Annotated in this window: 19 protein-coding genes and 1 pseudogene; 9 read left to right on the forward strand and 11 right to left on the reverse strand. The window is 65.1% G+C overall.

The features are described 5' to 3' along the window. Nucleotides 1-362 precede the first annotated feature (362 nt). Nucleotides 363-1,163 carry an IclR family transcriptional regulator gene (locus HH308_RS10555; protein ID WP_170194164.1) on the reverse strand — a complete coding sequence of 267 codons (801 nt, stop codon included), beginning with the start codon at nucleotides 1,161-1,163 and terminating at the stop codon, nucleotides 363-365. A gap of 134 nt (nucleotides 1,164-1,297) precedes the next feature. Here HH308_RS10555 and rnhA point away from each other — a divergent pair, with 134 nt between their 5' ends. Both rnhA and HH308_RS10565 read left to right on the forward strand, forming a co-directional pair. Then, complete coding sequence (rnhA, locus tag HH308_RS10560) at nucleotides 1,298-1,792, forward strand: ribonuclease HI (RefSeq protein ID WP_170194276.1); 495 nt, start codon at nucleotides 1,298-1,300, stop codon at nucleotides 1,790-1,792. Between the two features lie 5 nt (nucleotides 1,793-1,797). Beyond that, a complete protein-coding gene (locus HH308_RS10565; protein WP_211188386.1) occupies nucleotides 1,798-2,703 on the forward strand; it encodes an NAD(P)-dependent oxidoreductase in 906 nt (301 codons plus the stop codon). Nucleotides 2,704-2,710: 7 nt separating this feature from the next. Here HH308_RS10565 and HH308_RS10570 read toward each other — a convergent pair whose 3' ends face one another. From HH308_RS10570 to HH308_RS30140, 3 genes are all read right to left on the reverse strand, one after another. Then, nucleotides 2,711-2,989 carry a WhiB family transcriptional regulator gene (locus HH308_RS10570; protein WP_170194166.1) on the reverse strand — a complete coding sequence of 93 codons (279 nt, stop codon included), beginning with the start codon at nucleotides 2,987-2,989 and terminating at the stop codon, nucleotides 2,711-2,713. Nucleotides 2,990-3,100: 111 nt separating this feature from the next. Beyond that, complete coding sequence (locus tag HH308_RS10575; protein WP_170194167.1) at nucleotides 3,101-3,580, reverse strand: HNH endonuclease; 480 nt, start codon at nucleotides 3,578-3,580, stop codon at nucleotides 3,101-3,103. 55 nt (nucleotides 3,581-3,635) lie between these two features. After that, nucleotides 3,636-3,767 (reverse strand): hypothetical protein, encoded by a 132-nt coding sequence (locus tag HH308_RS30140; protein WP_281362955.1) that lies wholly within the window; start codon nucleotides 3,765-3,767, stop codon nucleotides 3,636-3,638. Between the two features lie 200 nt (nucleotides 3,768-3,967). On the opposite strand from HH308_RS30140, the gene HH308_RS10580 reads away from it, so the two are divergent. From HH308_RS10580 to HH308_RS30415, 3 genes and pseudogenes are all read left to right on the forward strand, one after another. Further along, complete coding sequence (locus HH308_RS10580) at nucleotides 3,968-4,330, forward strand: nuclear transport factor 2 family protein (RefSeq protein ID WP_170194168.1); 363 nt, start codon at nucleotides 3,968-3,970, stop codon at nucleotides 4,328-4,330. Nucleotides 4,331-4,550: 220 nt separating this feature from the next. Further along, nucleotides 4,551-4,631: pseudogene (locus tag HH308_RS30410) on the forward strand (DUF3887 domain-containing protein); the annotation flags it as partial. A 30-nt stretch (nucleotides 4,632-4,661) separates the two neighbouring features. Then, entirely contained in the window at nucleotides 4,662-4,994 is a 333-nt protein-coding gene (locus HH308_RS30415; RefSeq protein ID WP_312870537.1) for a DUF3887 domain-containing protein, read from the forward strand. Between the two features lie 4 nt (nucleotides 4,995-4,998). On the opposite strand, the gene HH308_RS10590 is transcribed toward HH308_RS30415, so the two are convergent. After that, nucleotides 4,999-5,565: a YdeI/OmpD-associated family protein gene (locus tag HH308_RS10590; RefSeq protein WP_170194170.1), complete on the reverse strand. Its 567-nt coding sequence runs from the start codon at nucleotides 5,563-5,565 to the stop codon at nucleotides 4,999-5,001. Nucleotides 5,566-5,611: 46 nt separating this feature from the next. Between HH308_RS10590 and HH308_RS10595 the strand changes: the two genes are divergently transcribed. Next, nucleotides 5,612-6,280 (forward strand): hypothetical protein, encoded by a 669-nt coding sequence (locus tag HH308_RS10595; RefSeq protein WP_312870525.1) that lies wholly within the window; start codon nucleotides 5,612-5,614, stop codon nucleotides 6,278-6,280. Nucleotides 6,281-6,303: 23 nt separating this feature from the next. Here HH308_RS10595 and HH308_RS10600 read toward each other — a convergent pair whose 3' ends face one another. Both HH308_RS10600 and HH308_RS10605 read right to left on the reverse strand, forming a co-directional pair. After that, nucleotides 6,304-8,238: an ABC transporter ATP-binding protein gene (locus HH308_RS10600; RefSeq protein ID WP_170194172.1), complete on the reverse strand. Its 1,935-nt coding sequence runs from the start codon at nucleotides 8,236-8,238 to the stop codon at nucleotides 6,304-6,306. Beyond that, on the reverse strand, nucleotides 8,235-9,962 hold the full coding sequence (locus HH308_RS10605) for an ABC transporter ATP-binding protein (RefSeq protein WP_170194173.1): 1,728 nt from the start codon (nucleotides 9,960-9,962) through the stop codon (nucleotides 8,235-8,237). The genes HH308_RS10600 and HH308_RS10605 overlap by 4 nt, the downstream gene beginning before the upstream one ends. A gap of 136 nt (nucleotides 9,963-10,098) precedes the next feature. On the opposite strand from HH308_RS10605, the gene HH308_RS10610 reads away from it, so the two are divergent. After that, nucleotides 10,099-10,890, forward strand: a complete 792-nt coding sequence (locus HH308_RS10610) for an SDR family oxidoreductase (RefSeq protein ID WP_170194174.1) — start codon at nucleotides 10,099-10,101, stop codon at nucleotides 10,888-10,890. A 385-nt stretch (nucleotides 10,891-11,275) separates the two neighbouring features. On the opposite strand, the gene HH308_RS10615 is transcribed toward HH308_RS10610, so the two are convergent. Genes HH308_RS10615 through HH308_RS10630 form a run of 4 tightly spaced genes read right to left on the reverse strand, consistent with a single transcriptional unit; the run spans nucleotide 11,276 to nucleotide 16,265 of the window. Further along, entirely contained in the window at nucleotides 11,276-12,070 is a 795-nt protein-coding gene (locus HH308_RS10615; RefSeq protein WP_170194175.1) for a family 1 encapsulin nanocompartment shell protein, read from the reverse strand. A gap of 28 nt (nucleotides 12,071-12,098) precedes the next feature. Continuing rightward, a complete protein-coding gene (locus tag HH308_RS10620) occupies nucleotides 12,099-13,115 on the reverse strand; it encodes a Dyp-type peroxidase (RefSeq protein ID WP_170194176.1) in 1,017 nt (338 codons plus the stop codon). Between the two features lie 9 nt (nucleotides 13,116-13,124). After that, entirely contained in the window at nucleotides 13,125-14,777 is a 1,653-nt protein-coding gene (locus tag HH308_RS10625; protein ID WP_170194177.1) for an FAD-binding dehydrogenase, read from the reverse strand. A gap of 3 nt (nucleotides 14,778-14,780) precedes the next feature. Continuing rightward, nucleotides 14,781-16,265 (reverse strand): amidase, encoded by a 1,485-nt coding sequence (locus HH308_RS10630; RefSeq protein ID WP_170194178.1) that lies wholly within the window; start codon nucleotides 16,263-16,265, stop codon nucleotides 14,781-14,783. Between the two features lie 527 nt (nucleotides 16,266-16,792). On the opposite strand from HH308_RS10630, the gene HH308_RS10635 reads away from it, so the two are divergent. Both HH308_RS10635 and HH308_RS10640 read left to right on the forward strand, forming a co-directional pair. Then, complete coding sequence (locus HH308_RS10635) at nucleotides 16,793-17,755, forward strand: alpha/beta hydrolase (RefSeq protein ID WP_170194179.1); 963 nt, start codon at nucleotides 16,793-16,795, stop codon at nucleotides 17,753-17,755. Nucleotides 17,756-17,851: 96 nt separating this feature from the next. Beyond that, nucleotides 17,852-18,244, forward strand: a complete 393-nt coding sequence (locus HH308_RS10640; protein WP_170194180.1) for an ArsR/SmtB family transcription factor — start codon at nucleotides 17,852-17,854, stop codon at nucleotides 18,242-18,244. The last annotated feature ends 8 nt before the right edge of the window (nucleotides 18,245-18,252 follow it).

The raw sequence follows: 18,252 nt of genomic DNA on the forward strand, positions 1-18,252 counted from the left end.
GCTTCGGCACTCGGGGAGCGGGGTGCATACCGACCCGAGCTGCCCTGTTCCCCGTTGGCCTTTCGGCTCACCAGCCCCCTCGTTACACCGAAGCTCGTTCCTCGCTTCGGCACTCGGGGAGCGGGGGTGCATACCGACCCGAGCTGCCCTGTTCCCCGTTGGCCTTTCGGGTCACCAGCCCCCTCGTTACACCGGAGCTCGTTCCTCGCTTCGGCACTCGGGGAGCGGGGGTGCGATGGAACCGACGTCGAGCGGCACTCGGGGAGTGGGGGTGCGATGCGACCGACATCGACGGCACCTAATCAGCCGGACAAGCCGGCGGCACGACAGCTACTCGATCATTCAACTGAGTGGCCCTGCAATCACCGTCCGGAGCGGCGAGGGCGGGCGCGCTGCTGCAATGTCGGCGTGACGGCCGACCCGCCGGACAGTTCTCGCCAGATGCCCAACGCGGCCATCCGCACCGGAGCGGCCATCCGATGATCGAAAGACATCTTGTCGACCGGCCCGCAGATCGAGACAGCGGCGATGACGGATCCGGGGTCGCCGATGGGTGCCGCGACGCATCCGAAACGCGGCAGCGACTCCTCCCGCTCGAATGCGACGCCGGAGCCGCGGACCTTCGCCAGCTCGCTCGATAGCGCGGTGGCGGTGCCGATGGACCGGGTGGTCTTGCGACGCAACGGAGTGCGTGTGTCGGTCACATGTGAATCACTGTGTGCCAGAAGTGCTTTGCCGATCGCGGTGCAATGTGCGGGCTGACGGCCGCCGACGCGCGACGGTACCGCCTGACTGAGGCGGTCACCGATCTTCTCCAGATAGACGACATCGGCGTCGTCGAGGATCGCCAGATGCGCGACGAATCCCGTCATTCGGCTGAGCTCGTGCAGATACGGCGTGGCGACGGTGTGCAAGCTGTCTTGGTGGATGGCGAGTGAGCCGAGTTCCACCAACCTAATGCCCAGCGCGTAGTCGCGGCCGGTGCGGCGAAGCCACCGCAGCGCAACGAGTCGCTCGAGTATCCGGTGAGCCGAGGACCTGGGCAGTCCGGTGCGTCGCACGATCTCGGCGAGCGTGAGATGGGCGTGCCCGTCGAAGGCGTCGAGTACCAGCGACGCGCGGTCGAGGACGGCGCTCGGGGTGGAGTCGAGTGCGGCGGTCATGAGGACACTCCTGGCGGTGGTAGCGCGGCGTCGAAATACGTGATCTGTAGTCACAGGAAACTCTCTGACCTTTGTATTTCGTTTAGTAATATTCTCATTAGTAGCATCCGGGCGTGTGCCGTGTCACGTCGGCGATGTGGCCGTCTGCGTCGTCGTGTCGGCGAGTAGCGTTGTCTGCCGTGAGCGACGACATTGTGGAGATCTCGACCGACGGTGCCTGTCTGGGCAATCCCGGGCCCGGGGGATGGGGCGCGGTTCTGCGCTATCGCGGCCACGAGAAGCAGATCTCCGGGTCGGAGGCCGACAGCACCAACAACAAGATGGAGCTGACCGCGGCCATCGAAGGGCTCGCCGCGCTGACCAAGCCGTCGAAGGTCGTGCTGTACACCGACTCGACGTATGTCCGGAACGGAATCACCAAGTGGGTCTCGGGATGGCAGTCCAACGGCTGGAAGACCGCGGCAAAGCAGCCCGTCAAGAATGCCGACCTGTGGCGGCGTCTCGTCGAGGAGGAGAAGCGGCACGACGTCACGTGGCAATGGGTGAAAGGCCATGCGGGAGACCACTACAACGAGATCGCGGACACGCTGGCGACGTCGGCGGCCCGCGCGCTACGAGACGGAGAGTGACGATCATGGTGAAAGTGGCATTGGCACCCGTTCACGACGAACATCTGGTTTCGGCCATCAACGACGCTGGCGCGCAACTGGTTTCGATCGACGACGCTCAGGCGCTGGTGTGGATCGGCGGTGCGGACGGATTCCCCGAGCTGCCTGACGGCATCGAGTGGGTCGCGCTCAAGACCGCAGGCATCGAAGAATTCATGAATGCGGGCGTCATCGACGATCGGCGTCAGTGGACTAACGCCTCCGGCTTCTACGCGGCGGGCTGTGCCGAACACGCGTTGGCCTTGCTGCTCGCCGGACTGCGCCAGATCAACACCGCTGTCCGCAACGGCTGGGACAAGGACGGCATCGACACGAAAGTCCGCACCCTGCGTGGCGCGACCGTCGGGATCATCGGGGCAGGCGGCATCGGACGCGAACTCACACCGCGGCTGAAGGCCTGCGGCGCAAGGGTTCTCGCTGTAAACCATTCCGGACGGCCGGTGGACGGAGCCGATGAGACAGTCCCGACGTCGGAGCTCGACGCGGTGTGGGGCCGCGTCGACCACGTGGTGCTGTCAGCCCCGTCGACGGCGGCGACGCACCACATGATCAACGACGACTCGCTGGCCGCCCTGCCGGCGCATGCTTGGGTGGTAAACGTGGCGCGCGGGCCGCTCGTCGACGAAGCGGCCCTGCACCGTGCGCTGGTTGCCGGCGAAATCGCCGGTGCCGCATTGGATGTCACCGATCCCGAGCCGCCCGCCGCCGACAATCCGCTGTTTGCTCTGCCCAACGTGATCATCTCTCCGCACGTCGCCAACCCGGCGTCGGCGCTGACTCGGGAGATGGCGCCGTTCCTCGCCGAGAACATCCGCCGATTCGCCGCCGGCGACGAACTGATCTCGAAAGTGGTTGTGGGACGCGACTATTGAGTCGTAGCTAGGCGGTGTGTGCGACGGTACGACCGTACATCAGGTCGACGCCGCCCCACACGCCATCGAGGTGGTTGTCGATGCCGAACTCGTAACACGCCTGCCGCAAGGGGCACGCCGCGCACAGTCGGGCGGCGACGTCGAACGACTCGCTCGGAAACGGAAACCACAGCTCCGGCTCCGGATGCCCGCTGCATTGTGCGTCCGCCCAATCGATTTCAGACGACGGAACCAACAGCTGCGTGAGCGCACGGAGCAAGTGGGTGTCGCGAGGCGGGCGGCCCATGATCTGTCCTTTCTGGGTGGAGGTGATGTGGGTGAGAGGCGCAATCGCCACCCAGTGGGGGAGCGGTCTCTCGGCGCGCGGCCTGACCAGTGGCGCCTTCATCAGCACAGGTCACGTCACGAGCTCGTAGACCTGGCGCTGGTAGGTCAGCCATGGGTTGTAGACCAGCGGCGTCACCCTCAGCGTCATCCCGGCTTCACGAGGCGTCCGAGCGGCCTTGTGCGCGTTGCACTTTGCGCAACAGGCGACGAGGTTCTGCCACGTCGAGCCGCCGCCGCGGCTCGCGGGCTGGACGTGGTCGACCGTCGCAGCGGGTGAACCGCAGTAGGCGCAGAGGCGCGCGTCGCGGGCCAGGATCGCCGCATTGGGCGCGTACGAATCCGGCGCCGCGTCGTTCCACGGGCGAAACGCATTGCACTGCACCGCAATCACCTGCCGAATGGTGAGCGTGGTGCTGGGCGAGTGCACGACCTTCGCGACGGGCGCGCTCGGCAGGTTCACGGCGTCGCCGGTGACCAGGAGCGTCGCGGCGCGCTGCCACGTGGCGGTCGCGAGTATCTGCAATCCGGGGTTGGTGACGAAGATGAGCATGGTCGTGAGCTTTCTGTCTCGATCGGTGCGGGCGGATGCGCACCTCGAGTCAGGCTCAGACGGTGCGGCGGGGTGAATCCGAGTCGCCGAAGATGTTGTGGCGCAACGGATAGACCGACATCGAGTCGGTCGTGCTCTGTTCCTGCCGCATCATCAGCCATGGTCCGCACGGGCATTGGGCGGGCATGTCGGTCACCTCCTCAGATGTCTGAATATTGGTCGTAAGGGTCGGAACACATGGTCACACGACGAGACGCACTGTGTCACCTGATTTTTCGCCGGCGGATGATTACCTGGCAGGTAATCGACTGCGGCCCGCTGCTCGCACGAAGATGGATCCACGCACTTCGAACGACGAAGTGTCAAGTATCCGAAGGGATTTCAGTCATGAGCGCAACGACCGTCACCAATTACCTCGCCACCTGGAACGCCGTCGACGCCGCGGTCCGCGACGACCTGCTGGCGCAACACTGGACCGCCTCGGCCGGCTATACCGACCCGCTCTGCACGGCGTCGGGGCGCGAAGCGATCTCGACGACGATTGCCGGAGTCCACGGACAGTTTCCCGGATTCGTATTCACGCTCGTCGGCGAGCCCGACGCGCACCACAGCCAGACCCGGTTTCAGTGGGGCCTTGGACCCGAAGGGGCCGAACCGCTGGTGGTCGGCTTCGACGTGGTCGTCGAAGATGCCGACGGGCGGATTGCGACGGTACTCGGCTTCCTGGACAAGGTTCCGGCCGCTGCGTGATCGGCCCATGTAAAGAAGATCTTGACAGCGGTCGGGGTGTAAACCTAGCCTTTACGGCATGAATGAGATGCACTCCTTGGCACGTGAAGTATCGCGGTACGCGGATGGAATCGGATCAGGCGACGGTCACGACACACAGGACGCGGCACTGGCGCGGGTCCACGATGCATTGCAGTTGACTCGCGCCGCCGGTGACCTGCTCGGCGCTGTGGCGCGTAGCGCCCGAGGCGCGGGATGCACCTGGCAGGAGATCGGCGATGCCGCGGGCGTCACACGTCAGGCGGCGTTTCAACGGTTCGGCAAACCAGCCGATCCACGCACTGGCGAGCCGATGGTGCGCAGCGAGATACCGCACGCCGACGTGATCGCCGTCGACATTCTGGACAAGATCCGCGCGGGTCAGTGGGATGCGGTCGCCGGTCGTTTCACCGAGACCATGGCAGCCGCGTTCGACGCCACCGCGCTCGCGGACGGTTGGGCACACATCGTTGCGAGCGCGGGCGAGGTGGAGACGGTCGGCTCCGCGTTCAGCCGCATGCACGGGCTGTACACGGTCGTCGACCTTCCGATCCAGCAGGAGGCCGGAAGCCACGTCATGCGGGTGAGCCTCGACGAGACCGGGCGTATCGCGGGATTGCGATTCATGGGTCCGGCACGACTGTAGATCGTCAGCTCGGCCGGATGTTCGCAGCCGCCTGCTCGACGATCTTCGCGATGCGGCGTGTCTTGGTCTCCGGCCGCTTCGCGAACGCGATCTGGGTCAGCCCGAACTTCCGCGCCGACGGCGGGAACGTATCCCAATGACGTCGGGCATCGGGGACGGCGTCGAGGGCAGCTCGCAATTCGTCGGATTCGACGAGGGCTTCGGCGTCGTCGAGCAGGGTCCAGGCACCCGATGCCTTGGCGTCGTCGATGAGTTTCTGCCCCGCGGACCGCATCCGTCCAGCGGCGACGAGGTCGTCGACGCGGCGCTTGTTGGTTGCGGCCCAGGCGCTGTCGGGACGTCGCGGCGTGAAGCGCAGCATGGTCAGTTGATCGTCGAGCGGGTTCGCGAGTCCGTCGATCCATCCCCAACACAGCGCCTCGCAGACGAGGTCCTCATAGGACACCGGTTCAGTTCGATTGCGAGCCAACACAACCCACGCTCCGGTGGACGTGCTGTGGTGGGCTTCGAGCCAACCGTGCCACTCGTCGAGACTCTGCGGGGCGATTCGAGGCAATTCGGTCGAGGCCATCAAGTGATCATAAGTCGACGGTGCAGCGGTCGTTACGATGATTGATGTGGGTCCCGTATTGGAAGTCCTAGGCAACTACTGGTGGGTGATCTTTCCCGTCAGCGGCGTCCTCGGGGGCGGCCTCAAGAAAGTTGCCACGTACAACGAGCAGCGGCGGCGCGACAAGATCGAACTGGCGCGCATCAAGGCGACGGCCAAGACCGAGCAACTGCGCATCACCCATGCGACGCAGGGGCAGGTCGCGAAAGTGCTTGCGACACATGACGAATTGAACCGGCGCTGGTTCGACTACGAGATCGATCTGGCCACCATCATCAACTACCCGATGATGGTCGACATGCGCGAACCGCTGACCCTGGCCTTTCACCGAGCGAAGATACATGCCGATTCGTTGCGCCCCGACGACCCGATGGAACTGCGCGACTCGATGTGGTTCGCCGAGTACCGCGAGTCGGTCTCGGAGTACTCGGTGGCGTTCGACGCGGCCGAGCGAGAAGCGCGCCGCCGCAAGCAATCCGGCTTCTCGCCGATCGAGCGCGACGCCCTCGATCGCGCCCGCAAGCTGGTCATGGTCGCCGTCGACGAGGCCGCGACGCACGCCGAACGCCAGGCGGCCTACCGCAAGGCGCGCGCCGAGCTAGACGGGCTGATCGACGTGCCGCAGCCGGCGATGGAACGGATCGAGCGGGCGATCGCCGGAGAGCTCGAACGGTAGGAGAAACTTCCCACTGCAAGCTGTCAGTCGGTGGCCGCCGCGGCGAACTGGCTGTTGTACAGGCGGTAGTAGGCGCCGCGCTGTGCGAGCAGCTGTTCGTGATCACCCTGTTCGACGATGCGCCCGTCCTCCATCACCAGGATCGTGTCGGCATCGCGGATCGTCGACAGCCGGTGCGCGATGACGAAACTCGTCCGATTGAATTCCCCGTCGCTTCGCTCGCCCCGACGCAGGCTCGCCATCGCCTTCTGGATCAGGAGCTCGGTGCGGGTGTCGACCGAACTGGTGGCCTCATCGAGGATGAGGATCGTCGGCTTGGCCAGGAAGGCGCGGGCGATGGTGATGAGCTGCTTTTCGCCCGCGCTCACACCGCCACCCTCCTCGTCGATGATGGTGTCGTAACCGTCGGGCAGGATCCGTACGAAGTGGTCGACGTGACTGACCTTGGCTGCCTCGATGACTTCCTCATACGACGCCGATGGGTCGCCGTAGGCGATGTTGTCGAAGATGCTGCCGCCGAACAGCCAGGAGTCCTGTAACACCATGCCGGTGCGTTCGCGCAGGTCGTCGCGCGTCATCAGTCGCGACTCGGTGCCGTCGACGGTGATGGTGCCCGAGTCGACGTCATAGAACCGCATGATGAGGTTGACCAGCGTCGTCTTTCCGGCGCCGGTCGGGCCGACGATGGCGACCATGTGCCCTGGCTCTGCCACCAGGGACAACTCCTCGATCAGCGGTTTGTCGGGGATGTAGCGGAACGACACGTCGTCGAAGGCGATCAGTCCACGGTCGTGTTCGGGCGTCGACGGATGTGCGGGATCGGGGCTTTCCTCATCGGCGTCGAGAATGTCGAAGATCCGCTCGGCCGATGCGACGCCGCTCTGCATCAGGTTGAACATCGACCCGATCTGCGTGAGGGGCTGGGTGAATGAGCGTGAGTACTGGATGAACGCCTGCACGTCGCCCAGACTCAACGATCCCGATGCCACTCGCAGACCGCCCACGACCGCGACGACCACATAGTTGACGTTGCCGAGGAACATGATCGTCGGCATGATGATTCCGGAGATGAACTGCGCGCGCCAGCTGGACTGGTACAGCTTCTCATTGCGCTCGTCGAAGGTCGACTCCACTTCTGCCTGGCGCCCAAAGGCTTTCACCAACTCATGACCGCTGAACGCCTCTTCGACCTGCGCGTTGAGCTTGCCGGTCGACGCCCACTGCGCCATGAAATGCGGCTTGGAGCGCTTTGCGATCTGCGTGGTAGCGACGAAAGCCAACGGCACCGTCAGCACCGCGATCACCGACAGCAACGGTGAGATCCACAGCATCATCACCAGGATCGCGATCACGGTGAGTACCGAGTTGAGGAATTGGCTGATCGTCTGTTGCAGGGTCTGCGACAGGTTGTCGAGGTCGTTGGTGACCCGGGAGAGGAGGTCGCCGCGGGCCGAGGCGTCGTAGTAGCTCAGCGGAAGCCGGTGCACCTTGGTCTCGACGGCGGCGCGCAGCTCCTTGATCGAGTGTGCGACAACAATATTCAACAGATACGAGGCCAGCCACGACAGCAGCGCCGACGCCACGTAGAGCGCCAGCACCCAGGTGAGCACCCGGCCGACCGCGGCGAAGTCGACGCCGACGCCGGGGGTCAGGTTCATCGCCGAGATCATGTCGGCGAAGGTGCCCTGCCCACGCGCGCGGAGCCCTTCCACCGCTTGCTCTTTGGTGATTCCCGCGGGCAGTTGCTTGCCGATGACCCCGTTGAAGATCAGGTCGGTCGCGTGGCCGAGGACCTTGGGTGCGTACGACGCGAGGATCACCGAGGCGATGATCGCCGCCACCACCGTGCCGACGGCCGCGCGGCGTTTGCCGAGTAGCTTGAGGAGTCGTCGAATCGACGGCCCGAAGGAACGTGCCTTCTCGGTCGGCGGACCCATCATCGCGCCGGCCCGGGTCATGACGTCACCGCCAGTTGAGACTCGGCGATCTCCGCGTAGGTGGTGCAGCTGCTCAGGAGCTCCTCATGAGTGCCGATGCCGGTGATCCTGCCCTTGGTGAGGACGACGATCTGATCGGCGTCGACGATGGTGGAGATGCGTTGTGCGACGACGACGACCGCCGCCTCTCGAGTCACCGGCTTCAGCGCGGCGCGCAGGTTGGCGTCGGTGGTGAGGTCGAGCGCGGAGAACGAGTCGTCGAACAGATAGATCGACGGGTTGCGGACCACTGCCCGCGCGATGGCGAGCCGTTGGCGTTGCCCACCCGACACCGTCGTACCGCCCTGTGCCACAGGGGTATTCAGACCGTCGGGCATCGCGGACACGAAATCCTCGGCCTGCGCCACCCGCAGTGCCGCCCAGATCTCGTCGTCGGTGGCGTCGGGTTTGCCGTGCCGGATGTTCGAGGCGATGGTGCCGGAGAACAGATACGGCTTCTGCGGCACCAGCCCGATGGCCGCGCGCAGCGCAACCGGGTCGAGGAGGGTGACGTCGGTTCCGCCGACGCTGACCGAGCCCGACGTCGCGTCGATCAGGCGCGGAATCTGATTGAGCAGCGTCGTCTTTCCGGAGCCGGTGGACCCGACGACGGCAGTGGTCGTACCCGGGCGGACGGTGAACGAAATACCTTGCAGCACAGGTTCGTCGGCGCCGGGGTAGCGGAACTCGGCGTCGTCGAAGGTGATGGTGGAGGGCGCGGTGGCGAAGCCGACCGGGTTCTGCGGGGCCGCGACGGAGGTCTCGGTCGCCAAGACGTCGGTGATGCGTTCGGCGCAGACCGCCGCGCGCGGAGCCATCATCGCGAGGAACGATGCCATCATCACCGACATCATGATCTGCATGACGTAACTCATCATGGCGGTCAGTGCGCCGATCTCGACCGAGCCGTCGGAGACCTGATGGCCACCGATCCAGATGATGCCCACGATGGTCACGTTGGTGATCAACATGACCGCGGGGAACATGAGTGCCATCAGCCTGCCGACCCGCAGCGTTGCACTGGTCAACGCATCGTTGGCGACGCCGAAGCGGGCTTCCTCGTGGCGTTCGCGGACGAATGCGCGGACCACGCGGATGCCGGTGATCTGTTCGCGCAGAACACGATTGATGTTGTCGATGCGCTGTTGCATGGCGCGGAAGCCAGGAATCATCCGGGCGATGATGAACGCCATCGTCAGCGCGAGAACGGGTACCGCGACCGCCATGACCCAGGCCATTCCCGGGGCCACGTGAATACCCATGACGATTCCGCCGACGCACATGATGGGTGCCATCACCAGAATGGTCATCGACATGCTCGCCAGCATCTGGACCTGCTGAACGTCGTTGGTGGTACGGGTGATCAACGACGGTGCGCCGAAGCGACCGACTTCGCGCGCGGAGAAGTCGTTGATGCGGTGCAGGAGGTCGTGGCGGATGTCGCGGCCGGCGCCGAGGGCGGCGCGCGAGCCGAAGTAGAGCGACGTCACCGAGCAGGTCACCTGCACGAGCGTCACGACGAGCATCAGCGCGCCGGTGCGCAGGATGTAGTCGGTGTCGCCGCGGGCGACGCCGTTGTCGATGATGTCGGCGTTGAGGGTGGGTAGGTAGAGCATCGCCGCGGTGGCGACGAGCTGTAGCCCGACGACGACGGCGATCTCGCGCCGGTAGTTGTCGAGATAGGAGCGGAGTAGGCGGCTCAGCATGGGGCACTCACTTAATCGACGGTAGCAAGGACCACTGACATGTGCCTTCGGAATTTCTCCGGGTCACCGGCGGAGACTGGCTAGTCAGTGGGACAGTGTCTAGAACCTGTTCTATTTTCGTGGCACAGTGATCCTCATGCTTCTTGATAAGTTCCGCATTGATGACACCGTCGCGATCGTCACCGGCGCTGGTCGCGGCCTGGGCGCCGCGATCGCCGTCGGGTTCGCCGAGGCAGGCGCCGACGTCGTGATCGCCGCTCGCACGCAGTCCGACCTCGACGCCGTCGCCGCTCAGGTCAGCGCGTTGGGGCGCAAGGCCTACGTCGTCGCAGCAGATCTGGCTGATCCCGACGCTGTTGCCGCGTTGGCCGATGTCGCCGTCGAACAGTTCGGGCGGCTCGACACGGTGGTGAACAACGTCGGGGGCGCGCTGCCCCGCCCACTGATGGACACCAAACCCAAGCACTTGACCGATGCGTTCGACTTCAACGTCGCGACGGCGCACGCGCTCGTGCGGGCGGCGGTTCCGAAGATGATCGCGACTGCCGGGGGTGGGTCGATCATCAACATCACCTCGGCCGTCGGCCGGATGCCCGGTCGTGCCTACGCGGCGTACGGAACTGCGAAGGCTGCGCTCGCGCACTACACGCGGTTGGCCGCGGTGGATCTGAATCCGAAGGTCCGGGTCAACGCGATCGCGCCGGGCGCCATCCTGACGTCGTCGTTGCAGGTGGTCGCCGAGAACGACGAGATGCGCGGCGCCATCGAATCGGCGACACCGTTGCGCCGACTCGGCGACCCCGACGACATCGCGGCCGCCGCGCTGTATCTGGCGTCGCCCGCGGGGTCGTATCTGACCGGCAAGATCCTGGAAGTCGACGGCGGGTTGCTGACCCCGAACCTCGATCTGCCGATTCCCGATCTGTAGGTGTCTCGAGACGTCCGTGGGCCGAAGCCCCTTGAGCGGATGGGTTTCGGCACGGAACGCGAAAACTGATCTACACCAACATTTTTCGGGATGGTTGGGCTCTTCGTCTCACCAGACCCCTCTACTTCGATACAACCGCTCGTGCCTCGCGGTCACTCAGCACGGCGGTTACACCGAAGCTCGTTTACTTCGACTCGTTCCTCGCTCAGCACGGCGCCTCGCTTCGGCACTCGGGGAGCGGGGTGGCGTCGCGTCTCGGTGCTCGGCCTGGATCCACCGATGGCACCCGCTCCGCTGGTTTCGACACGCTCGTCGCTAACGCTCCTCACGGCTCAACCAGCGGATAGGGCCTGCCGTCGGTGGATCCGGGCTCGGGGAGCGGGGGCTACTTCGTCAGCTGGATTGCGGCGTTTCCGGTGTAGGTCAAGAACGTGAAGGACTCGCGGAAGTAGAGGTTCACCACGTCGCCGTCGTGGGAGTCGTAGCCGATCGAAACGTCTTCGCCGATGGCCAGCTCGAAGTCGCCGCCGCGCGTACTGATCGCGATCGCACCGGTTAGTGCCGGCGCCCACACCAGGTCACCCTCGATGAGCCGCCGCAGATGCTCGCGGATCGGGTACCCGTGGTTCGACGTTTCGCTGACCTGTGAGTAGACGTCGGCCGACAGGGCGAGCGAGTACGGTCCGTCGATGGACGCGAGACGCAGTTGTGCGAGTGCCCTGCTGAGTGCGTCGGGGTAGTCGAGTACGTTGTCCGGCAAGGGGATCGTTGGGGCGCCTGCGTTGGCGATGCCGGTGATTCCGGCGGCTTCGTATCCCGCGAAGATCGCGCGATCCTCGGCCAATGCGAGTTCCTGCGCGGCGTCGATGACCGGATCCCAGTTGCTGTCCTGAGCACCGCGGTCGACGTCGTCGATCGCTTCGCGAGTCACCGTGAAAGGCACCTTGAGCTCGACGAGCTGCTGTACCCCGCGCAGTGTGGCCTCGATGCCGTCGACGGGGGAATCGATCTTCGTGCGGTGACCGGTGGTGACGGCGGCCTTGTCGTCGCCGAACGGTCCGGTGACGTCGACGAGGCGCCGACCTGCGACGTTTCGTTTGAACGAGCGTGACGCCTCGGCTTCGATGCCGGCCCAGGCGGCCGCCGAGATCGGTGCGAGTTCACGATGCAGATTGTTCATGTGCTTGTCTCCTCCGGTTGGGTCGTGGTCAGCGCAGGGAGCCGATGCCGAGCGAGCCGTCGGCGGGCCTGTCGGGTGGTGCGGGAACTGCGGAATCCTCGACCGCCGCCACCGACGGTGCCGGCGGGTTGTCGAGGAAATCGGCGCTCGGCGCGAAGAAGCTCGTGCCGGTGACCGCGGTGGTGAAGTCGAGGAGCCGGTCATAGTTGCCGACCGGATCGCCGACGAACATCTTGACCAGCATCTGTTCGGTCACGTCGGGATCGCCGCAATAGGCGATGTAGTAGGTTCCACGCTCACCCGATGGCGAACCCCACGCCATGTTGTCGCGAAGGATCTGCAGCTGATTGCCGTCGGCGTCGTTGACCTGGTTCACCGCGATGTGCGCGTTCGGGGCTTTGTCTTCGTCGGGGAATTCGATGTTGTCGGCCTTGGTCCGACCGAACACGATTTCCTGCTCGGTGGTCGACAGCGAGTTCCACTTGCCGAAGTCGGTGACGTAGCGCTGGACGGTCACATAGCTGCCGCCGTCGAAGTCGGGATCGTCGTCGACGGTGATCGTGTCGAGCGCCTGGCTGCCGGCGGGATTCTCGGTGCCGTCGACGAACCCGGTGAGGTCGCGCATCTCGAAGTACCGAAAGCCGTGCACGTCGTCGGCGACGCTCACCGCATCGCCGAATTCACGGACCGCCTGCGCGGCCAACTCGAAACACACGGCGTCGTCGTCGGCCTTGATGTGCAACAGGATGTCGCCGGGCGTCGCCGGAGCGGTGTGCGACGACCCGACGAGTTCACGGAACGGCTTGAGGTCTTTCGGTCGCGGCCCACCGAAGAGTCGGTCCCAGGCGTCGGAGGCGATCGCGGCGACGCCGGTGAGCGACTCGTCGGGGGCGCGCGAGGACACCGACCGGACGAGTCCGGTGAATCCGCTCAACACGTCGCGCACCTTGGCTTCGCCGCCGTTGTTGACGGTGAGGACGAGGAACACGGCGTTTCTGGTCTTGCGGGTGATAATTGTCTGCCCGGTGGCTGATCCGGAGGTCACTGGTCCACCCTAGCGTGCCGCATGTCGTCCGGCGTTGCGGCCGGAGAAGATGCAGCCGCCGAGGAACGTTCCCTCCAGCGCGTTGTACCCGTGCACGCCGCCGCCGCCGAAACCGGCCACCTCGCCGGCCGCATAGAGTCCGGGGAATACCGAACCGTCCTCGCGCATGACCTGCGAATCGAGGTTGGTCTCCAGACCGCCGAGTGTCTTGCGCGTCAGGATGTTCAGACGTACGGCGATGAGCGGACCGTGCGTAGGATCGAGCAGTCGGTGTGGTTTGGCTACCCGAACAACCTTGTCGCCCAAGTACTGCCGCGCGTTGGTCATCGCCATCAACTGAGCGTCCTTGCTGAACTTGTTGTCCAACTGGGCGTCTCGCGCGTTGACGACCTGTTCGATGTGCGCGAGGTCGAGTTTGGGACCCCGCGCGATCGCGTTCATCTTGGGAACCAACTCGGCGAGCGTGTTGCCGACGACGAAGTCGACGCCGTTGTCGACGAAGGCCTGCACCGGGCCGGGAACCCCTTTGGCCAGACGGCTTTTCGCGGCGAACTTCAGGTCCTTGTTCGTGATGTCGGGATTTTGCTCCGACCCCGACAACGCGAACTCCTTCTCGATGATCGACTGGGTCAGGATGAACCAGGAATAGTCGTAGCCGGTCTTGAGGATCTCGCGCATCGTCGAGTTGGTGTCGAAGCCCGGAAAATTGGGCGGCGCAAGGCGATTTCCCTCGGCGTCGAGCCACAGCGACGACGGTCCGGGAATGATGCGGATGGCATGGTTGGGCCAGATGGGATCCCAGTTGTGGATGCCTTCGGTGTAGTGCCACATGCGATCCCGGTTGATCAGATGCGCTCCGGCGTCTTCGGCGATACCGAGCATCCGCCCGTCGACGTAGGCGGGGACGCCGGCGATCATCGTCTCGGGGATCGGGCCGAGCCGCTCCACCGGCCAGTTCTTGCGGACGAGTTCGTGGTTGTGGCCGATCCCGCCCGTTGTGACGATCACCTTGGGCGCGCGAAACTCGAAGTCGGATACGACATTTCGCGACGATGCGACGCCGCGCTCAGTCTCGGATTCCTCGAGAACCGAGCCCCGCACTCCGACGACGGCTCCGTCGTCGACGATCAACTCGTCGACCCGGTGCCGAAAAGCGAACTGTACGAGCCCTTTTCGTTCGGCTTCCAAGACTGGTTCTTCGAATACCCGGACCACCTCGGGGCCGGTACCCCAGGTCAGATGGAATCGCGGCACCGAATTGCCGTGGCCGTCGGCGAATCCGCCGCCGCGCTCGGCCCAGCCGACGACCGGCGTGATGCGCAGCCCGAGATCGTGTAGATATTGGCGCTTCTCGGTCGACGCGAACCTTACGTACGCGCGCGCCCATTGACGCGGCCAGTTGTCCTCGACGTCGCGGTCGAACCCGGCCGAGCCCATCCAGTCCTGCAGGGCCAATTCTTCGGAGTCGTGGATACCGAGTCGACGCTGCTCGGGAGTGTCCACCAGGAACAAGCCGCCGAGCGACCAAAATGCCTGCCCACCAAGGTTTTTCCGGTTCTCCTGATCGACGACGAGGACGCGGCGTCCGGCCTTGGTCAGCTCATAGGTGGCGACGAGGCCGGACAGGCCGGATCCGACGACGATGACTTCGGGGTTCTGCACGGGTCAGACCTTAACTTCCGAGTAGCGGTGGAACCAGGGTTGGGCTGCTTCGAGTTGGGCGGCCAGAGCGAGGAGATCACCGTCGGCGCCGAGCCGTCCGACGAATTGCACCCCCAACGGAAGCCCGGTGGCCGTCCAATGAAGGGGAACGCTGATAGCAGGTCGGCCGGTCAGGTTCGCGAGCTGGGTGTAGGGCACCCAACCCAGGCTCTGCGTGATGAGGTCGTCGAGAATGCCGCTGAGCGACAACAGCTTTCCCGCGTGAACTCGCGAGATGATCCGCGACGCGCGCTGCAGCAACGGGGACGAGGTGGTTTCGCCGACGCGCAGTGGTGGAGTCGCCAGAGTCGGGGTGAGCAGCAGGTCGTGCTGCGAGTGGAAGGAGTCCAGGGACAGCACGTACTCGTTGACGTTGTTCAGCGCGGTGAATGCCGCGACGACGCCGTTGGACCGCCCGATCTCGGCGATCGCCAGGGTGTCGGCTTCGAAGTCGGAATCCGTTGCGCCAGTGGCTTCGCGAGCTTCGGCCACCTGGGTCGCCAGAGCTGCGAACCAGATGGTGAGGAAGTCCCGGGCGAGCGCCTCGTCGTCGTAGGGCGGCTCGACCTCCTCGACGTGATGACCGAGGTCGGTGAGGAGTTTGGCGGCGTTCTCCACGGCGGCGATCGCCTCGGGATGTGGGTTCGCATTGATCGCCGACGTCGCGGAGAACCCGATGCGGAGTCCCTTCGGCGCGGTCGCGATCTGTTCGACGTAGCCGACGCTCGGTATTGCGGTGGGGTACACCGAACCGGCGGTCGGGCCGACCACGGCGTCGTAGATGGCCGCGGCGTCGCGGACGGTGCGAGTCACGGTGCCTTGGACCGCCATGCCGAACATCGCTTCGCCGGTGGCGGGTCCGAACGGTGCGATGCCGCGACTCGGTTTGAGCCCGACGAGTCCGTTGCATGCCGCCGGGATGCGGATCGATCCGCCGCCGTCGTTCGCGCCGGCCGCGGGCACGATCCCGGCCGCGACCGCCGCTCCCGACCCGCCGGACGATCCACCCGGCGTGTGGTCGGTGTTCCACGGGTTGCGCGCCGGGCCCCACAGTTCCGGTTCGGTGATGCCCTTGGCGCCGAACTCGGGGGTGTTGGTCTTGCCGAAGATGACGAACCCGGCGTCGAGGAAACGCTGGGTGATGTTCGCGTGTTCTGCGGCCGGGAGCTTCGACAGTGACTTCGACCCGCACGACGTCGGGTAACCGCGATACTCCTGGGCGAGGTCCTTGATGAGGAAGGGGACTCCGCCGAACGGACCGCCGAGGTCGGGGTTGCCCGCGCGAGCGTCGGCTTCGTCGATGCGCACCACGATCGCATTGATCTTCGGGTTCGCGGCATCGGCACGCCGGCGTGCCAGCTCCAGTAGTTCAGTGGCCGTCACTTCGCGTTTGGCGACGAGTTCGGCGAGTCCGGTGGCGTCGTACGACTGATATTCGGAGAGGTCCACGTCACAAAGACTAGGCGAACCGCGCAGCGTGCGGGCCGCAGTGCACGGGGTCGGGGCGACGCGGGCCGTTCCGTTCGTCGAGGCGTCGTCGACCGTCGGGATGCCGGCCGGAGTCAGTAGACTACCGACTCCGACGAACCCGACAATTTCGATGCGGGCCGCGGTTCGAATCGAGTGCGGTCTGAGGTCGCGCGGCACTGCATCAGAGCGTCGGATTCGTCCGGTAGGCGGTCGACGGAGCGTGCCCGGTCGCACTCAGACGCACAGATAACGCAAAGCTCACAAGTAGGGTGGACGTACTAACTTGTGACCAACCCGATCGAGAATTGTTCTTCGCCCATGTTTACGCTGCTAGTAGCGTTGCGGGCGTGACTGCTGTGGGCGTGGGTGCGTTCTTGCCTTTGCTCGTGTGTTATCGAGCCGTTACACTCCCATGCGATGGGGGAACCCCGACCGACGTTCGTCATCGGATCCCACAAATGCCCATATGGACGAAGCCCTCTGGTCGGATCGTAAGGACTAACTACATGTTGAAGAGCGCGCGCAAGCGCATTATGGCTGGCGCCCTGGCGTTGGCGTCAGCCGCAGGTGTTGCGGTTGCCGTCGCACCGCAGGCGCAGGCGGCCGGCACCACCGAGTACGTGTACTCGAACGCGATGCACCGGAACATTCCGGTCCGCATCGTCGACGGTGGCGGTGGCGGCCCCAAGCCCACGCTGTATGTCCTGGACGGTCTGCGTGCTCCGAACAACACCACCGGCTGGTTGCAGAACAACACCGGTATCGACCGCTTCATGGTCGGCAAGGGTGTCAACCTCGTCCTGCCGTTCGGTGGCGGCGGCACGTTCTACAGCGACTGGCTGCAGAGCGACCCGGTCCTCGGTCACCCGATGTGGGAGACCTTCCTGACCCGTGAGCTGCCCGCGTACATGGCGCGCAAGCACAACAGCGACAACCGTCGCAACGGCATCGCCGGTCTGTCGATGTCGGGCACCGCGGCGCTGAACCTGGCTTCGCGTCACCCGAACTTCTACCGCGCGGTCGCGTCGTACAGCGGCTACCCGACCGTCACCATGCCCGGCTTCACCCAGGGCATCCAGGTCTCGGTCGCGCAGATGGGCGGCAACGCCAACAACATGTGGGGCTTCTACCCCGCGGGTACCTGGTTCCAGAACGATCCGTTCTTGAGCGCGGGCAACCTGGTCGGCCATCGCGTGTACGTGTCCGCGGGCACCGGCATCACCAGCAAGTTCGACTCGTCGCTCACCCCGACGTCGGCGAACTTCAACCCCGTCAAGTTCGCTCAGATGGTTCCGCTGGAGACCGCGGCGTCGATCAGCAGCGACCTGTACATCGCTCGCCTGCGCACCCTGGGCGTCAACCTCACCACCAACATCACCCCGGACGGTGTGCACTGGTGGGACTACTGGAACGAGCGCTTCCGTCAGTCGTACTACACGACCTTCCGCCCGGCCTTCTTCGGCGGCTGATCGGATAGATCCGTAACGGCAGAGGCCGGTGACCTTTCGGGGTCACCGGCCTTTTCTGTGTCGCGACCCGACGTCGGACTACGCTATTATCTGCGTATGAATGCAGGTAATGATTCTTGCCGACGTCGGCTCGACGACGATCAGATCGGCCTCGTCGTCGAAGTGTTCCGTATGCTCGCCGACGGCACGCGTGTGCGCCTGCTGTGGGCGCTACGCGACCGCGAGCTGTCGGTGAGTGAGCTCGCCGACGAGGTGGGTAAGGCGGCGCCATCGGTGTCCCAGCACCTCGCGAAGCTGCGCATGGCACGACTGGTCCGCACCCGGCGTGAGGGAACCACGATCTACTACACCGTCGAGAACGAGCACGTCCGGCAGCTCGTCGTCGACGCCGTACACAACGCCGAACACGCAAGCCCCGGAGTGCCCGCGCATCACGCATCCGACGCCGGGCTGCGCGCGCTGCACGAGGGTCTTGCAGGAGGCGCGTGATGAGTGAG

The sequence above is a fragment of the Gordonia asplenii genome (genome assembly GCF_012933505.1).
GTDB lineage: Bacteria > Actinomycetota > Actinomycetes > Mycobacteriales > Mycobacteriaceae > Gordonia > Gordonia asplenii.

Bases quoted from the DNA above. Each gene is read 5' to 3' on its own strand.
- HH308_RS10590 (WP_170194170.1), bottom strand. From the start codon at position 5,565: ATGGCCTCGACCGAATTGCCTCGAATCGCCCCGCAGAGTCTCGACGAG.
- HH308_RS30415 (WP_312870537.1), top strand. From the start codon at position 4,662: ATGGTGCGCAGCGAGATACCGCACGCCGACGTGATCGCCGTCGACATT.
- HH308_RS30140 (WP_281362955.1), bottom strand. From the start codon at position 3,767: ATGCCCGCCCAATGCCCGTGCGGACCATGGCTGATGATGCGGCAGGAA.
- HH308_RS10580 (WP_170194168.1), top strand. From the start codon at position 3,968: ATGAGCGCAACGACCGTCACCAATTACCTCGCCACCTGGAACGCCGTC.
- HH308_RS10575 (WP_170194167.1), bottom strand. From the start codon at position 3,580: ATGCTCATCTTCGTCACCAACCCCGGATTGCAGATACTCGCGACCGCC.
- HH308_RS10555 (WP_170194164.1), bottom strand. From the start codon at position 1,163: ATGACCGCCGCACTCGACTCCACCCCGAGCGCCGTCCTCGACCGCGCG.
- HH308_RS10570 (WP_170194166.1), bottom strand. From the start codon at position 2,989: ATGGGCCGCCCGCCTCGCGACACCCACTTGCTCCGTGCGCTCACGCAG.
- HH308_RS10565 (WP_211188386.1), top strand. From the start codon at position 1,798: ATGGTGAAAGTGGCATTGGCACCCGTTCACGACGAACATCTGGTTTCG.
- HH308_RS10640 (WP_170194180.1), top strand. From the start codon at position 17,852: ATGAATGCAGGTAATGATTCTTGCCGACGTCGGCTCGACGACGATCAG.
- HH308_RS10615 (WP_170194175.1), bottom strand. From the start codon at position 12,070: ATGAACAATCTGCATCGTGAACTCGCACCGATCTCGGCGGCCGCCTGG.
- HH308_RS10600 (WP_170194172.1), bottom strand. From the start codon at position 8,238: ATGACCCGGGCCGGCGCGATGATGGGTCCGCCGACCGAGAAGGCACGT.
- rnhA (WP_170194276.1), top strand. From the start codon at position 1,298: ATGTGGCCGTCTGCGTCGTCGTGTCGGCGAGTAGCGTTGTCTGCCGTG.
- HH308_RS10635 (WP_170194179.1), top strand. From the start codon at position 16,793: ATGTTGAAGAGCGCGCGCAAGCGCATTATGGCTGGCGCCCTGGCGTTG.
- HH308_RS10605 (WP_170194173.1), bottom strand. From the start codon at position 9,962: ATGCTGAGCCGCCTACTCCGCTCCTATCTCGACAACTACCGGCGCGAG.
- HH308_RS10610 (WP_170194174.1), top strand. From the start codon at position 10,099: ATGCTTCTTGATAAGTTCCGCATTGATGACACCGTCGCGATCGTCACC.